The organism is Streptomyces klenkii (assembly GCF_003626645.1).
In the GTDB taxonomy this organism is placed as follows: domain Bacteria; phylum Actinomycetota; class Actinomycetes; order Streptomycetales; family Streptomycetaceae; genus Streptomyces; species Streptomyces klenkii.
This window is the reverse complement of record NZ_RBAM01000013.1, coordinates 37,947-51,807: the sequence shown is the minus strand read 5'-3', so window position 1 is coordinate 51,807 and position 13,861 is coordinate 37,947. Positions and strand designations below refer to the sequence as shown.

Sequence of the window (13,861 nt, the reverse complement as noted above, 5' to 3'; positions counted from 1 at the left end):
TAAGTCGCGGCCACCCGCAGTGGTGCAAGTGGCCTGCCACGTGACACTCTGGAGGACAGGTGGACGCAAGATCCATGGCCAATCGCCGAAAGGTGGACCGATTCAGATGAGTCATTGGACCTCGTCGGTGGGTGCGCAGAAACTGGCGCGCCTCCTCGGCTCCCAGCAGGACCGCGAGACGCCGCAGGGCGGCCGCGGCACGGTCACACCGCTCGGCGGCCGCCGCGCCCCCGCCTACCGCTCGCTCGCCGACGGCATCCGGCTGCTCGTGCTCGAAGGGCGCGTGCCCGTCGCCGCCCGGCTGCCCGCCGAGCGGGAGCTCGCCGCGGCCCTCTCCGTCAGCCGCACCACCGTCGCCGCCGCGTACGAGGCGCTGCGCAGCGAAGGCTTCCTCGAATCCCGGCGCGGCGCCGGCAGCTGGACCGCCGTCCCCGCGGGTAACCCGCTGCCCACCCGCGCCCTGGACCCGCTGCCCCCCGAGGCCGCCGGCTCCGTCATCGACCTCGGCTGCGCCGCCCTGCCCGCCCCCGAGCCCTGGCTCGGCCGCGCCGTCCAGGGCGCGCTGGAGGAGCTGCCGCCCTACGCCGCCACCCACGGCGACTACCCCGCCGGCCTGCCCGCCCTGCGCCAGGCCGTCGCCGACCGCTACACCGCCCGCGGCGTGCCCACCATGCCCGAGCAGATCATGATCACCACGGGGGCCATGGGCGCCGTCGCCGCGATCTGCCGGCTCTTCGCCGGGCGCGGCGAGCGGGTCGCCGTCGACTCGCCTTCGTACGCCAACGTCCTCCAGCTCATGCGCGAGGCCGGCGCCCGGCTGGTGCCCGTCGCCATGGGCGACGGCCTCGCCGGCTGGGACCTGCCGGCCTGGCGCCAGGTGCTGCGCGACGCCGCGCCCCGCATGGCCTACGTCATCGGCGACTTCCACAACCCGACCGGCGCCCTCGCCACCGAGGAGCAGCGCCGGCAGCTCGTCGAGGCGGCGCGCGCCGCGGGCACGCTCCTCGTCGCCGACGAGACCATGGCCGACCTCTGCCTGGAGCCCGGCCTGGAACTGCCGCGCCCCGTCTGCGCCTTCGACCCCGCCGGCAGCGCGGTCATCACCGTCGGCTCCGCCAGCAAGTCCTTCTGGGCCGGGCTGCGGATCGGCTGGGTGCGGGCCGCGCCCGACGTGATCCGCAGCCTGGTCGCCGCCCGCGCGTACGCCGACCTCGGCACGCCCGTCCTCGAACAGCTCGCGGTCACCTGGCTGATGACCACCGACGGCTGGGACTCCGCCGTCGGGATACGGCGCACGACGACGCGCGAGAGCCGCGACTCGCTCGTGGCGGCGGTCCGCCGCCACCTGCCCGACTGGGAGTTCACCGTGCCCCGCGGCGGCCTCACGCTGTGGGTCCGCACCGGCGGCCTGTCCGGCTCCCGCATCGCCGAGGCGGGCGAACGGCTCGGGGTGCGCGTGCCGTCGGGCCCGCGCTTCGGCGTGGACGGCGCCTTCGAGGGCTACGTCCGCCTCCCGTTCACGGTCACGGGCGCGGTCGCCGAGGAGGCGGCCTCCCGCCTGGCGGAGGCGGCCCGCCTGGTGGCCAGCGGCGCGACGGCGGCGGTGGAGGCCCCGAGGACGTACGTGGCCTGAGCCGCACCCGGCACGGCCGGGCTGCGCCGCGGCGGCGGAATCCCGTTACGCCCCGGCGGGGGCGGGCCCCGCGTTCGGCAGGAGCGCCAGGACCGTCTCGCGTTCGTGGTCGGAGGTTTCCTCGTCGTACGGGTCCGGCGTCGCCGGCACCTGGAGGCGGTGGACCGGGCCCGAGCCCAGGCGGGCGTAGCCGCGGCCCGGCGGGGTCTCCGGCGGTGGCGTGGTGCGGGGCGGGGCGCCGAGCACGGTCCGCACCTGTTCGTCGGTGACGGCGCCGAGCAGCACGCGGGCGCGCGTGTGCGCGAGCACCGGATCCGTCAGCAGGGCCGCCGCGTCGTCGAGGTGATCGCCCAGGACGACCGTGACGTTCGCGATCCGCCCGTGCCGCAACGGCACTTGCAGCAGCACCTGCGGATCGGCCCGGCCGTCGGCCGCCGCCAGGTGACCCAGCGCGGTGGGCCGGTCGACGACGATCCACAGGGGCCGGCGGACGTCCTCGGGCGCCTGGCGGCCCTCCTGGCGCGCGCGGTTGGCGGCCAGGAGCCGCCGCTCGGTCTCGTGCGAGGCCCACTCCAGGACGGCGACGGCACCGGCGGCCGAGGACTCGACGGCCAGCACGCCGTCCCGGCCGCAGAGGAAGGAGAACTCGCCGGCCCCGCCGCCGTCGACGGCGACCACGTCGCCCTGGTGCAGGGCCTGGAGCGCGAGGGAGCGCAGCAGCGTGCTCGTGCCGGCGGCGGCCCGGCCGAGGACCAGCAGGTGCGGCTCCGTGGAGCGCGGACCCGTGCGCCACAGCACCGGCGGCTCGTCACGGCGGTCCGTGCCGTCGAAGACGGGCAGGGTGCGGTGCACGGCGCCGGGGTCGGTGAAGCCGAGGACGGCCTCGCCGGGCGCGGTCACGAACCGCTGGGCGAAGATGTCGGCGGGCAGCGGCGGCAGCACGCGCACGTGGAGGCGGTTGGCCTCCTCGTCCCAGTCGAACCGGTACTCGCGCCCCCGCCCCGCCTTCACCCGCAGCAACTGCTCGATCCTGGCCCGCGCTTCCGGCTCGCCGTCGGTGAAATAGGCCGGGTAGCGCAGCTCCAGGGAGTCGAGCCGGCCCCCGTGGCCGAAGGAGTGGGCCGCGAAGGCCTCTTCCCAGTCGCCGTCGTGCGCGTAGAGCGGCGCGGGGTCCTCCGGGACGGAGAAGTAGGGCACGAGGGCCTCGTACAGCGCCTGGAGCCGCTCGCCCTCGCTCTCGCGGCCCGTCTCGTACGCCGGGTCGCGGTCGCGCCCCGCCCAGGCCGCCACGGTCATCAGGACGACGCCGCTGAGCACCGGCCCGTACGGCACGAGCGCCACGATGGCCGCGCAGGATCCCGCCAGCAGCAGCGTGGGGCCGCGGCGGTCGCCCGGTGTCCGCTGCCACCTGCGCCACGCCCCGGCGGCCAGGACGCGCAGGCCGCGCGCGATGACGCAGAGCGGGTGGAATATGTCGGCCGCGCTGTCGGCCGCGGTGCGCGCGAGCTCCTGCCCGCGCGCGGCGGGCCGGCCGCCGGCCAGGGTGCGGGGGAGCTGTCGTGGGTCCACGTCGGTCTCCTCCTGCGGGTGGTCGGGGCCGGGGCGCCGGGCCGGTGCGGGGGTTTTAGAACTTGAGGCCGCCCAGGAGCCCCGCGAGGCTGGCGCTGCCGGCCCTGATGCTGGGGGCGATGGCCGTGCTGGAGAGGTAGAAGCCGAAGAGGGCGCAGACGATGGCGTGGCTGGCCTTCAGGCTGTCCTTGCGGAAGAACAGGTAGACGATGACACCGAACAGCACGACGCCGGACATGGACAGGATCATGACGTTTCTCCTGAGTGGGTCGAGGGGTTCACCATGAGCTCCTCAGGACTCACGGAAAGTATTAATGCCGCATAAAGACCTCGCAGTTCGATCAGTGGGCCCGTTGCCGGGCCCGGTGGAGGGACGGCGGAGAGTCGCGGGAGGCCGCAAATATGCAAACCGCCTGCCCCGCGGCCCCGGTCCGCGCCTCCGCCCCGGCGCCGGCCGGCCACGGAACTTCCCGCGCGGCTGTCCGGTGATTCACCCGGATGGGCGCGTCCGTGCCTGCCGGACAGCGTGCGCCGCCCGTACATAGGGTGGGGGTACACCGACATCGCGTGCACCCGTGCGCACTGACCGGAGGACCGCGGACCCATGACCGAGCAGACCCCCGAGACCGAGCCCGCCCACGACCCCGAGGTGCTCCAGCTCGCGGCCAAGGTCTTCGACCTGGCGCGCCACGGCGACACCGACACGCTCGCCGCCTACGTGGACGCCGGCGTGCCGGCCAACCTCACCAACGACCGCGGCGACTCGCTGGTCATGCTGGCCGCCTACCACGGCCACCTCGACGCGGTCCTGGCCCTCCTGGAGCGCGGCGCGGACCCGAACCGGCCCAACGACCGCGGGCAGACGCCCCTCGCGGGCGCCGTCTTCAAGGGCGAGGACGAGATCGTCCGCACGCTGCTGGCGCACGGCGCGGACCCCGCCGCGGGCGCGCCGTCCGCCGTGGAGGCGGCGGGCGTCTTCGGGCGGCAGGACCTGCTGGAACTCTTCCGGGGCGAGTGAGCCCACGCGGCCGGGCGGGGACCGGACCCGACCACGAACGGCCGGTCCGGCACCGCCGGACCGGCCGTTCGTGGTCGATCGCCGTTGCGGCGGGGGTGATTTACTGCGCGGCGAGTCGTGCGGTCCCGCGCCGGCCGCGACCGCCCCCGGCGCCCCGGGCGCCGTCAGCGCCACCGCCGCCCCCGCCTTCTCCCGCGGCGAGGACACCACCGAGTACACCGTCGCCTTCAGCCTCACCGACGGCTCCCCGGTCGCCCCCGCCCTCGACTACCGGGCCCTGCTCCAGGAACACGGGCAACTCGGCAGCCTCAAGCGCAAGATGGCGGCCGTCCCCGCGAACGTCAACCCGTAGCGCCCAGGGCCAGCACGGCGTCCACCGTGTCGGCCTCCTCCGCCCGCTTGTCCTCCCGGTACCGCACGACCCGCGCGAACCGCAGCGTCACCCCCGCCGGGTACCGGGAGGACCGCTGGACGCCGTCGAAGGCGACCTCCACCACCAGCTCCGGCCGCACGGTCACCACGAAGCCGTCGTCGCTCACCGCCAGCTCCCGCAGCCGCTCCGTCTGCCACGCCAGCATCGCGTCCGTCATGCCCTTGAACGTCTTGCCCAGCATCGCGAACGAGCCGTCCGGCCGCCGCGCTCCCAGGTGCAGGTTCGACAGCTTCCCCGTACGCCGCCCGTGCCCCCGCTCCACCGCCAGCACCACCAGGTCCAGGGTGTGGACCGGCTTCACCTTCAGCCACGCGGAGCCCCGCCGCCCCGCCGTGTAAGGCGAGTCCAGCGCCTTGACCACCACACCTTCGTGCCCGCGCCGCAGCACCTCCTCCGCGAAGTCCCGCGCCGCGGCACGGGCTCCGGCATCCGCCGGATCCGCGACCACCAGCCGCCGCACCCGCAGCGGCCCGGGCACCACCCGCGCCAGCTCCGCGTGGCGCCCGGCCGCCGGCAGCGCCAGCAGGTCCCGGCCGTCCACGGCCAGCAGGTCGAAGAAGACCGGCGACAGCGGCACCGTCACCGCCGCCCCGGCCACGTCCAGCCGCGAGCCGACCCGGCCCGCGGTCTCCTGGAACGGGCGCGGCCTGCCCTCCGCGTCCAGCGCGATCACCTCGCCGTCCAGCACGGCGGACGACACCGGCAGCTCGCGCGCCACGCGGCACAGCTCCGGCAGCCGCTCGGTGATCTCCTCCAGCCTGCGCGTCCAGATCCGTACGGAGCCGCCGTCCCGGTGCACCTGCACGCGGATGCCGTCGAGCTTCTCCTCGACGGCGCAAGGCCCGAGCCGGTCCAGCGCCTCGCCGACGTCCCCGGCGGTGTGCGCCAGCATCGGCAGCACCGGGCGCCCGACCTCCAGCCGGAAGTCCGCCAGCGCCGCCGGGCCCCGCGCCAGCAGCTCCCGGGCGACCGCGGCGAGCGAACCGCCCAGCATCACGGCCCGCCGCACCTCGGCGGGGTCCGCGCCGGCGGCCGCCGCGAGCCCCTCGGCCGCGAGTGCGTCCAGGGCGCCCTGGCGCAGCTCCCCGCCGAGCAGGCCCCGCAGGAAGCGCTGCTCCTGCGCGGTGGCCGCGCCCATCAGCGCGTCCACCAGGCGGCGCCGCTCGGCCTGCGCGCCCTTGCCGGCGACGGCGGCGAGGGCGCCGACCGCCCGGTCCACCTCCGCGACGGTCAGCACGGGCACGGCCGCGGGTGCCGGCGGATCGCGCAGCACGCTCCAGCCGACGCCGATCCTGCCCTGCGGCAGCCGCCCCGACAGGTACGTCAGGGCGACCGGCGCCTCGTGCGGGTCCGCGCCGCGGAAGAGACCGGCCAGCAGGGCGGTCTTCTCCGACCGCGCGGACGTCGCGGCCACCTCGGCGGACACGCGGGCGACATCGGCGAGGAGCATGCCTTCATCGTGCTACGGGCACACCCGGCGCGCAGTCCGGCTCAGCCCTGCCGCTGCTTCTCCCAGAACCCGCAGTGGTGGGCGGCGCCGAAGTCGAACGGACGGATGCCGTCCGCTCCCGGCGCGAGGGACTGCGTGAGCGGGGCCCGGTCCCGGAAGACCGGCCAGCGCGGGGCGCCGGGCGCGTTCGGGTCGCCGGTGCGCGCGAAGCGCGTCCAGTAGTCGGTCATCCGGTCCGCCAGCGCGACCTGCGCCTCGTTCAGCGGCTTCTGGAGCGGGAAGCCGTCGAACAGATAGGGCAGTTCGAAGGCGTGCGAGGCCCCGTAGGGGAACCCGGGCACCTCGGGAATGCCCTGGAGGACGGGCGCGTCACGGTCGGCGAACTCGTACGCGTACGTGGGCGTGCGCCCGGCCAGTGCCTTGTTCACCCGGTCCGACGAGCACGCGAACGTGTTGTCGGTGAGCACCGCGGCCCAGGCCAGCGCGGGCGTGGGGTACTTGCTCAGCGGGTACTCCGCCTGGACGGCGCCCGCGGCCGCGCCGAAGGACTCCGTCAGCCGGGCCCGGTAGTCGCGCTCGTCCCGCAGCGGGTACGTGCCCAGGTTGAGGCCGACGAACAGCCGCATCTCGTCGCTGTTCGTGCCCTGGACCACCGGCACCCGGTGGAAGCGGCCGGCGGTCAGCGCGCGGTCCGGCGCCGACGGCAGCAGGGCGTTGCCGTAGGAGGGCTTGCTGAACTCCTGCGACAGCTCGGGCGTCACCAGCTTCTCCGCGCTCAGCCCGCGCAGGCAGTCCAGCGCCCCGGGCCCCTCCGGGCAGCCGAGCCGGCCCGCCGCGGTGGCACCCGCGTCCTGGACGGTCTTCTGCGGCACGAAGAAGGCGGCGGCCGGCGTGCCAGGGACGGTGGCGCCGCGGGGGAACGTCGTCGCGCACGAACCGCTTTGCAGCACGGCCTTGTGGAAGAGGCCGGCCGCGCCGGGCGAGGTGAGCTGGGCGCAGGTGCTGATCGCGCCGGCCGATTCGCCGAACAGGGTCACGTTGCGCGGGTCGCCGCCGAAGCGCGCGGCATTGGCCTGCACCCAGCGCAGGGCCGCATGCTGGTCGGCCAGGCCGAAGGAGGGCGCGTCGCCGAGCTCCGGGTGGCCGAAGAAGCCGAGGGCGCCCAGCCGGTAGTTGAGCGTCACGACGACGGCGTCGCCGCGCGCGGCCATCCGCCCCGCGCCGTAGTCGCTGCCGGAGCCGCCGGTGAAGCCGCCGCCGTGCACCCACACCATGACGGGCCGGCCCCGGCCCGGGGCGCGGCCGGACGGCGTGGTGACGTTGAGGTACAGGCAGTCCTCGGAGCCGGTGACGGGCCCGGGGCCGAACACCGGCAGTTGCAGGCACACCGGGCCGGGCGCCCCCGCGTCCCGCACGCCTTCCCAGGGGCGTGCGGGCTGCGGGGCGCGCCAGCGCAGCGGTCCGGTCGGCGGCGCGGCGTACGGTATGCCCTCGTACGTGGTGTACGTGCCGTGCGATCTGCCGCGCACCTGGCCGTGGTCGGTGCCCACGACCGGCCCGTCCGGCGTACGGGTCCGCGGCCCGGGCGGCGCCGCGGCGGCTGCGGAGGTGACGGACAACAGCGCGAGGAGGAGGGCCAGGAGCGCCCCGCCTCTGCGGTGCGGGAGCCGGACATGCTGCATTGCGGATGTCCCTTCGGCCGGCGGGCACGCGGTCGGGCCCGGGCACCGGGGTAGGTACCCATCCCGGCCCGTTCGTACCTCCGCGCCGCACCACTACCGGCCGTCACCTCATGGCCTGGGTCCGATGACCTCCGTCCCCTCGGTGACGGTGATGGCCGCCGCGGGGCACGAGTCCGCCGCGTCCAGCAGCGCCTCGCCGGGCTCCGCCGTCTCTCTCACCGGCCGGGACCGCTCGTCCTCCAGGCGGAACGACTCCGGGGCCAGGGACGCGCAGATCCCCGAGCCGAGGCACGCGCTCCGGTCCACGGTCACCCGCCACGCCTTCGCGTCCGCAGACTGAGCGTTCGCAGTCTGCGCGTTCGTAGCCTCCGTGTCCGCCGCCGCTCCTGTCGTCGCGTCCGGCACGGCCCTCACCACGCCACCGGCATCGAGCGCGGCCCGCGGACCAGCATCTCCGTCTTCCACACGATGTCACCGGCCGGGCGGAGCCCCGGCAGCCCCAGGACCAGGGCCCGCAGCGCCTCTTGCAGCTCCAGCCGGGCCAGCGGCGCGCCGAGACAGTGGTGCACGCCGTGGCCGAAGCCGAGGTGCTGATTGCCCGTCCGCCCGATGTCGAGGGTCTCCGGGTCGGCGAACCGCCCCGCGTCCCGGTTGGCCGCGCCGACGGACACCAGCACCGCCTCGCCCTTGCGCACCAGCGTCCCGCCCACCTCGACGTCCTCCAGGGCGTAACGGGCGAACGAGGCGCCCGCGCCCAGCGGGACGTAGCGCATCAGCTCCTCGACGGCGGCCGGGATCAGGTCCGGGTCGGTGCGCAGCCGTTCGAGCGCGCCGGGGTGGCCGAGGAGGGTGAGCACGAAGTTGGGGACCTGGGTCGCGGTGGTCTCGTGGCCGGCGACGAGAATGCCCACGCACAGGTCGGTCAGCTCCAGCTCCGAGAGCCGGTCGTTGACGTCGCGGGCCTCGATCAGCGCCGTCATCAGGTCGTCGGCCGGGTGCGCGCGGTGCTGCTCGATGAGCCCGGCCATGTAGGCCCGCAGCTCGTCCCGGTTCGCGGTCTTCTCCTCGCCGGTCAGCGAACTCGTCGACAGCGCGGCGTCGCTCCACCTGCGGAACCGCGGCCGGTCCTCCAGCGGCACCCCGAGCAGCCGGCAGATCACCGCCACGGGGATGGGCAGGGCGTAGTCCTCGACCAGGTCGGCGGGCGGGCCCGCCGCCACCATCGCGGCCACCAGGCCTTCGGCGAGCGCGCGCACGTCCGGGCGCAGCTTCTCGACCCGCGGCGTGGTGAACGCCTTGGTGACCAGCGTGCGCAGCCGGGTGTGGTCGGGCGGGTCCATGCTCAGCAGGCCGGTGTCGCGCGGCCCTTCGCCGCGGCGCGGCTCGTCGTGGTGGAGGCCCTCGGCGCGGCTGAACCTCCGGTCGCCGAGGACGAGCCGGGCGTCGGCGTAGCGCGTGGCGAGCCACGCGGGCTCGCCGTACTCCATGCGGACGCGCAGCAGGCCCTCGCCGCTGCGCGCTTCCGCGTACTTCCCGGACAGGTCGAGTCCGGTGGCTTCGTTGAAGGGATAGGCGGTGGGCTCGTCGTGGGCGATGGACATCCGGGCGCCTCTTTCCTACCTGGTCTTCTTGCGAATTCCGTGGCTCCCCCGTACCGCCGCCGGCCGTGCGGCCGTCCGGCGGTAACCCAAGCCTCCGCAAAAATGGGTGCCTCAGTCAACAAGGCGTCGCCCGGCGCTCCTTCACGACCGAAAAGCCGTCATCCGGTCCCGCCCGCGGCGCGCGCCCGGCCCGCGCTGTCGCTGATCCGTATCAGCAGCGCCACCATCAGCCAGTTGGCGACGAGCGAGGAGCCGCTCTTGGCGAGGAACGGCAGCGCCTTGCCGGTCAGCGGGATCAGGCCCAGCACTCCGCCCGCCACGACGAAGACCTGCAAGGCCAGGGCCGCCGAGAGGCCCACCGCCAGCAGCTTCCCGAACGGGTCGCGCAGGGCCACGGCCGTGCTCAGGCCCCGCTGGGCCAGCAGCGCGTAGAGCATCAGCACGACCATCGTGCCGGCCAGGCCCAGCTCCTCGCCGACCGTGGTGAGGATGAAGTCGCTGCGGCCGGCGAAGCCGATCAGGTCGGGGTGGCCCGTGCCCAGGCCCGTGCCGGTCACGCCGCCGCTGCCGAAGCCGAACAGCGCCTTCGCGAGCTGGTCCGAGCCGGCGCTCTGACTGTGCAGCGCGGCGAACGGGTGCTGCCAGGCGTCGATGCGGCCCTTGACGTGCGGCTCCGCCGAGCCGACGACGACCGCGCCCGCCGCCGCCATCAGCACCCCGCACAGCACCCAGCTGAACCGCTCGGTCGCCACGTACAGCATCACCACGAACAGCCCGAAGAAGATCAGTGACGTGCCCAGATCGCGCTCGAAGACGAGCACCAGCAGGCTCAGCACCCACACCGTCAGGATCGGCGCGAGCTGCCGGCCGGGCGGCAGCCGCACCCCCAGCACCTTGCGTCCCGTGAGCGCCAGCGCGTCCCGGTGGATCACCAGATAGCCCGCGAAGAACACCGCGATCATGGTCTTGACGAACTCGCCCGGCTGGAACGACAGCGAGCCGATGAAGATCCACCGCTTGGCGCCGTAGGTGTCGCCGGGGAAGAACGCCGGGGCCATCAGCAGCACCAGCGCCACGGCCATCGTCAGGAAGATGTACCGCTGGAGCCGGCGGTGGTCCTTCAGGACGATCAGCACGCCCACGCACAAGCTCACGCCGATGACCGTCCACATCAGCTGGCCGGCGGCCGTCGGCTCCGAGGAGTAGCGCGCGGCGTACGAGAAGTCCAGCCGGTACAGCAGCACCAGGCCGATCCCCGACAGCAGCACGGCCAGCGGAAGGATCAGCGGGTCGGCGTACGGGGCCCAGCGGCGCGCCGCCAGGTGCGGCACGAGCGCGAGGCACCCCATGGCGCCCGCGAACCCGGCGAAGCCGTCCGGGACCCGGCCGGTCGTCGCGAGGCCGGTGTACACGTAGCCGAAGCAACTGATCAGCACGGCCAGGCCGAGCAGCAGCGCCTCGCGGCCCCGCCGCACGGCCGCCGACGGGCCCCGCGCCCGCACGCGGTGCTCGTCACTGCCGTCGAGGTGCACGGAATCCACGGTCACACCGATCACTATCGGGGGACCGGCCTGAAGAAAAGCTGAGATTCCTGAACGGACGTTCAGGAATCGGATGTTCCGTGCGGTGGGGACCCGGCCACCGGGTCAGCCGGCCCGCCGGTCACCGGGAACCGCGCCACCAGCCGCGCGCCCTTCCCGCCCGGCTCCCCGCCGGGCGCCGCCTCCAGGCTCCCGCCGTGGGCCCGCGCGATCTCCCGGGCGATGGCCAGGCCCAGCCCGCTGCCGCCGCTCTCCCGGGTGCGCGCCGCGTCCAGCCGCACGAAGCGCTCGAAGACCCGCTCGCGCTCCTCCTCCGGGATCCCCGGCCCGTCGTCGGCCACCTCCAGCACCGCCCGCCCCGCCGCCTCGTCGAGCGACGCCGTGATCACCACGCGGGAGGCGGCGTGCCGCAGCGCGTTGTCGACCAGGTTCGCCAGCAGGCGCTCCAGCTGGCCGGTCCGGCCGCGCAACGGTACCGGGGCGCCCGCGCGCACGCTCACCGGCACCCGCGGCGCCGGCCGGCGGGCCGCCTCCTCGGCCGCCAGCAGCGCGAGGTCCGCCGGCTCCGCGGCGGCCATCGGCGCCCGCGCGTCGAACCGGGCCAGGAGCAGCAGGTCCGCCGCCACGCGCTGCAACCTGACGGTGTCCTCCAGCGCCGCGCCGACGGCCTCCGGCGACGGCCCGCCGGGCGCGGCCAGCGCGACCTCCAGCCGGGAGCGCACCGCGGCCACGGGGTTGCGCAGCTCGTGCGAGGCGTCCGCGACGAACTGCCGCTGCCGGCCGACCGCCAGCTCCAGCCGGTCCAGCGTGGCGTTGACCGTACGGGCCAGCTGCGTCACCTCGTCGCCGGCCGCCGGCACCGGCACCCGCCGGTCCAGCGCGCTCGCCGTGACGGCGGCCAGCTCCGTGCGGATCGTGGTCACCGGCCGCAGGGCCAGCCCCGTCACCGCCCACGCGATGGCCGCGGCCAGGGCGATCAGCGGCGGCGCGCCCGCCAGGAGCCCGACCGCGACGGCGTGCGTGGCGCCGTCGACGTCGTTGAGGACGGTCAGCGCGTACACGTACCGCTCGTGCCGCTCCCCGCCCGGCCCCGGCGGCGCCGGGGCGCGGACGGCCACCACGTCGGCACGGTCCGGTTCGCCGGCCCGGCCGCCGCCCGCCGCCCGCGCCCCGGACAGGATGCGGTGGGCCGAGTCCCGGCCGGCCTCCGGGCGCAGCGGCGCCAGCTCCTCGGCGAGGGCCTCCGCCGACGGCCGGGTCGTCGCGACGACCCGGCCGTCCGCGTCCAGGACGAGCACGATGTCGACGCCCGCGCGCGGCGCGGCCAGCAGCGCGGGCAGCTCCCCGGCGTCCGCCTGCGCCGCCACCTCGCGGGCGGCCAGCTCGGTGCGGCCGGTCGTGGTGTCCAGCAGGTTGGCGCGCAGCACCAAGTACAGCCAGGTGCCGCCCACGCCGAGGACCACGGCCATCGCCAGCGCCGCCGCGGCCGCGCACCGGCCCCGTACCGTACGGGGCGGCCGCAGCCTCCACGGCAGGGACGAGGGAAGTCTCACGCGCATCCGTCGTCCGGGTCGATGCGGTAGCCGGTGCCGTGCACCGTCACGATGGTGCGCCGGCCGAACGGCGCGTCGATCTTCTTGCGCAGCGAGGAGATGTAGACCTCGACGATGTTCGGGTCCGTGTCGCCGGGGAAGTCCCAGACCTCGTCCAGGATGTCCCGCTTGGCGACCGCCTGCCCGGCGTTCGCCATCAGGTACCGCAGGACGGACAGCTCGCGCGCGGTCAGCTCGATCTCCCGCCCGCCGCGCGCGCAGCGGCGCGCCGCGGGATCCAGCACCAGGTCCCCGGCGCGCAGCGGGAGCGCCGCCGCCGGGCCCCGGCGGCGGCCCAGGGCGCGCAGCCGGGCGAGCAGTACGACGAACGAGAACGGCTTCGACAGGTAGTCGTCCGCCCCCGCGTCCAGCCCCTCCGCCTCGTCGTACTCGCCGTCCTTGGCGGTGAGCATCAGCACCGGCGTCCACTGGCCGAGCCCGCGCAGCCGCCGGCAGATCTCGTAGCCGCTCAGCCCCGGCAGCATCACGTCCAGGACGATCACGTCGTACACGCCGGTGAGCGCCGCCTCCAGACCGCGGTGCCCGTCGTGGACGGCGTCGACCAGATGGCCCTCGGCGGACAGGCCGTGCCGCAGCGAATCGGCCAGTCCGGCCTCGTCCTCCACTATCAGAATGCGCACGTCCCAAGCGTCACATATGCCACCAGAAGCACTTGCGGCGCGTCCTTCCTGGCTCGCGCGTGATGTCCCGCACACTCGGAGACAGGGCCGTAACCGCCTGATGACCGCCGGGTTGACCCGGGGGAGAGCACGCAGCACGCACCCCGCCACAGGACGGAGCAGTGGTACATCCATGAGCAAACGCCAGAAGGGCCGCAGGCACCGCAGGGTCAACCGCACACCGCGGCCGGTCGGCGCGGCCCGCCCCCGCGTGATGCCCGTGCGGCCGGCCGTGACGGTGGCCCAGCAGCCCCTGGAGCAGGAGACCGGGCTCGGCAGGCACGCCGCGCGCACCTGGGAGAGCCTGCGCACGTGCGGCGCCGCCGGGGCCTCCCTGGAAGAGCTGTGCGCGTCCGCGGGCTACCAGCCGCGCACGGTCACCAAGCACGTCCAGGGCCTCGCGGACCAGGGCCTGGCCGAACTCCGCGCCGACCGCTGGTACGCCCGGGAACCGGCGGGAGCGCTGGCGGCCCGTTAAGGCCGCGCCGGACTGCCGCGGCGTCGGCACCGCCGGGCTCCACGCTTGTGGTTGCTCGCCACGGCGGCGGAGGGAGGGGGTGCCGCCGGCGCCCCCTCCGGCCCTGCCGCCCGGGCGCCGGCGCCGACCGCCTGGACGGCAGTGCCGGCACCGCCGGGCTCCACTGTCGTGGTCCTTCGTCGCG

At 75.5% G+C, this 13,861-nt stretch carries 13 protein-coding genes; 4 read left to right on the top strand and 9 right to left on the bottom strand.

The genetic code is table 11. The features are described 5' to 3' along the window. Positions 1-106 precede the first annotated feature (106 nt). Complete coding sequence (locus D7231_RS27060) at positions 107-1,633, top strand: SCO1417 family PLP biosynthesis transcription factor (protein WP_120758180.1); 1,527 nt, start codon at positions 107-109, stop codon at positions 1,631-1,633. 45 nt (positions 1,634-1,678) lie between these two features. On the opposite strand, the gene D7231_RS27055 is transcribed toward D7231_RS27060, so the two are convergent. Both D7231_RS27055 and D7231_RS27050 read right to left on the bottom strand, forming a co-directional pair. Next, positions 1,679-3,202 carry a hypothetical protein gene (locus D7231_RS27055; protein ID WP_120758179.1) on the bottom strand — a complete coding sequence of 508 codons (1,524 nt, stop codon included), beginning with the start codon at positions 3,200-3,202 and terminating at the stop codon, positions 1,679-1,681. Between the two features lie 55 nt (positions 3,203-3,257). Beyond that, a complete protein-coding gene (locus D7231_RS27050; RefSeq protein ID WP_120758178.1) occupies positions 3,258-3,452 on the bottom strand; it encodes a hypothetical protein in 195 nt (64 codons plus the stop codon). A gap of 354 nt (positions 3,453-3,806) precedes the next feature. Here D7231_RS27050 and D7231_RS27045 point away from each other — a divergent pair, with 354 nt between their 5' ends. Together D7231_RS27045 and D7231_RS27040 are read left to right on the top strand one after the other, a co-directional pair. Next, on the top strand, positions 3,807-4,220 hold the full coding sequence (locus D7231_RS27045) for an ankyrin repeat domain-containing protein (protein WP_120758177.1): 414 nt from the start codon (positions 3,807-3,809) through the stop codon (positions 4,218-4,220). Between the two features lie 70 nt (positions 4,221-4,290). Continuing rightward, the gene (locus D7231_RS27040; RefSeq protein WP_120758176.1) at positions 4,291-4,572 is read left to right on the top strand and encodes a hypothetical protein; all 282 of its coding nucleotides are present in this window, start codon (positions 4,291-4,293) and stop codon (positions 4,570-4,572) included. Here the strand turns inward: D7231_RS27040 and D7231_RS27035 are convergent. The 7 genes from D7231_RS27035 to D7231_RS27005 all read right to left on the bottom strand — a co-directional run bounded on the left by D7231_RS27035 (position 4,562) and on the right by D7231_RS27005 (position 13,160). Continuing rightward, positions 4,562-6,103, bottom strand: coding sequence for an ATP-dependent DNA ligase (locus D7231_RS27035; protein WP_120758175.1), 1,542 nt, complete (start codon positions 6,101-6,103; stop codon positions 4,562-4,564). The two genes, D7231_RS27040 and D7231_RS27035, sit on opposite strands and share 11 nt — an antisense overlap. Before the next feature lie 41 nt (positions 6,104-6,144). Further along, a complete protein-coding gene (locus D7231_RS27030; protein WP_120758174.1) occupies positions 6,145-7,785 on the bottom strand; it encodes a carboxylesterase/lipase family protein in 1,641 nt (546 codons plus the stop codon). 108 nt (positions 7,786-7,893) lie between these two features. Further along, a complete protein-coding gene (locus D7231_RS27025) occupies positions 7,894-8,097 on the bottom strand; it encodes a ferredoxin (RefSeq protein ID WP_120758318.1) in 204 nt (67 codons plus the stop codon). Positions 8,098-8,195: 98 nt separating this feature from the next. Continuing rightward, a complete protein-coding gene (locus D7231_RS27020; RefSeq protein ID WP_120758173.1) occupies positions 8,196-9,386 on the bottom strand; it encodes a cytochrome P450 in 1,191 nt (396 codons plus the stop codon). Positions 9,387-9,544: 158 nt separating this feature from the next. Continuing rightward, on the bottom strand, positions 9,545-10,888 hold the full coding sequence (locus D7231_RS27015; RefSeq protein ID WP_241999955.1) for an FtsW/RodA/SpoVE family cell cycle protein: 1,344 nt from the start codon (positions 10,886-10,888) through the stop codon (positions 9,545-9,547). A 101-nt stretch (positions 10,889-10,989) separates the two neighbouring features. Next, positions 10,990-12,480 carry a sensor histidine kinase gene (locus D7231_RS27010; protein ID WP_241999944.1) on the bottom strand — a complete coding sequence of 497 codons (1,491 nt, stop codon included), beginning with the start codon at positions 12,478-12,480 and terminating at the stop codon, positions 10,990-10,992. Then, positions 12,477-13,160: a response regulator transcription factor gene (locus D7231_RS27005; RefSeq protein ID WP_120758171.1), complete on the bottom strand. Its 684-nt coding sequence runs from the start codon at positions 13,158-13,160 to the stop codon at positions 12,477-12,479. Before D7231_RS27005 ends, D7231_RS27010 begins: the two co-directional genes overlap by 4 nt. Positions 13,161-13,332: 172 nt before the next feature. On the opposite strand from D7231_RS27005, the gene D7231_RS27000 reads away from it, so the two are divergent. Beyond that, complete coding sequence (locus tag D7231_RS27000; protein WP_120758170.1) at positions 13,333-13,677, top strand: hypothetical protein; 345 nt, start codon at positions 13,333-13,335, stop codon at positions 13,675-13,677. Positions 13,678-13,861 lie beyond the last annotated feature (184 nt).

Coding starts and splice junctions, on each gene's coding strand:
- D7231_RS27020 (WP_120758173.1), bottom strand. CDS start 9,386: ATGTCCATCGCCCACGACGAGCCCACCGCCTATCCCTTCAACGAAGCC.
- D7231_RS27000 (WP_120758170.1), top strand. CDS start 13,333: ATGAGCAAACGCCAGAAGGGCCGCAGGCACCGCAGGGTCAACCGCACA.
- D7231_RS27030 (WP_120758174.1), bottom strand. CDS start 7,785: ATGCAGCATGTCCGGCTCCCGCACCGCAGAGGCGGGGCGCTCCTGGCC.
- D7231_RS27060 (WP_120758180.1), top strand. CDS start 107: ATGAGTCATTGGACCTCGTCGGTGGGTGCGCAGAAACTGGCGCGCCTC.
- D7231_RS27050 (WP_120758178.1), bottom strand. CDS start 3,452: ATGATCCTGTCCATGTCCGGCGTCGTGCTGTTCGGTGTCATCGTCTAC.
- D7231_RS27035 (WP_120758175.1), bottom strand. CDS start 6,103: ATGCTCCTCGCCGATGTCGCCCGCGTGTCCGCCGAGGTGGCCGCGACG.
- D7231_RS27045 (WP_120758177.1), top strand. CDS start 3,807: ATGACCGAGCAGACCCCCGAGACCGAGCCCGCCCACGACCCCGAGGTG.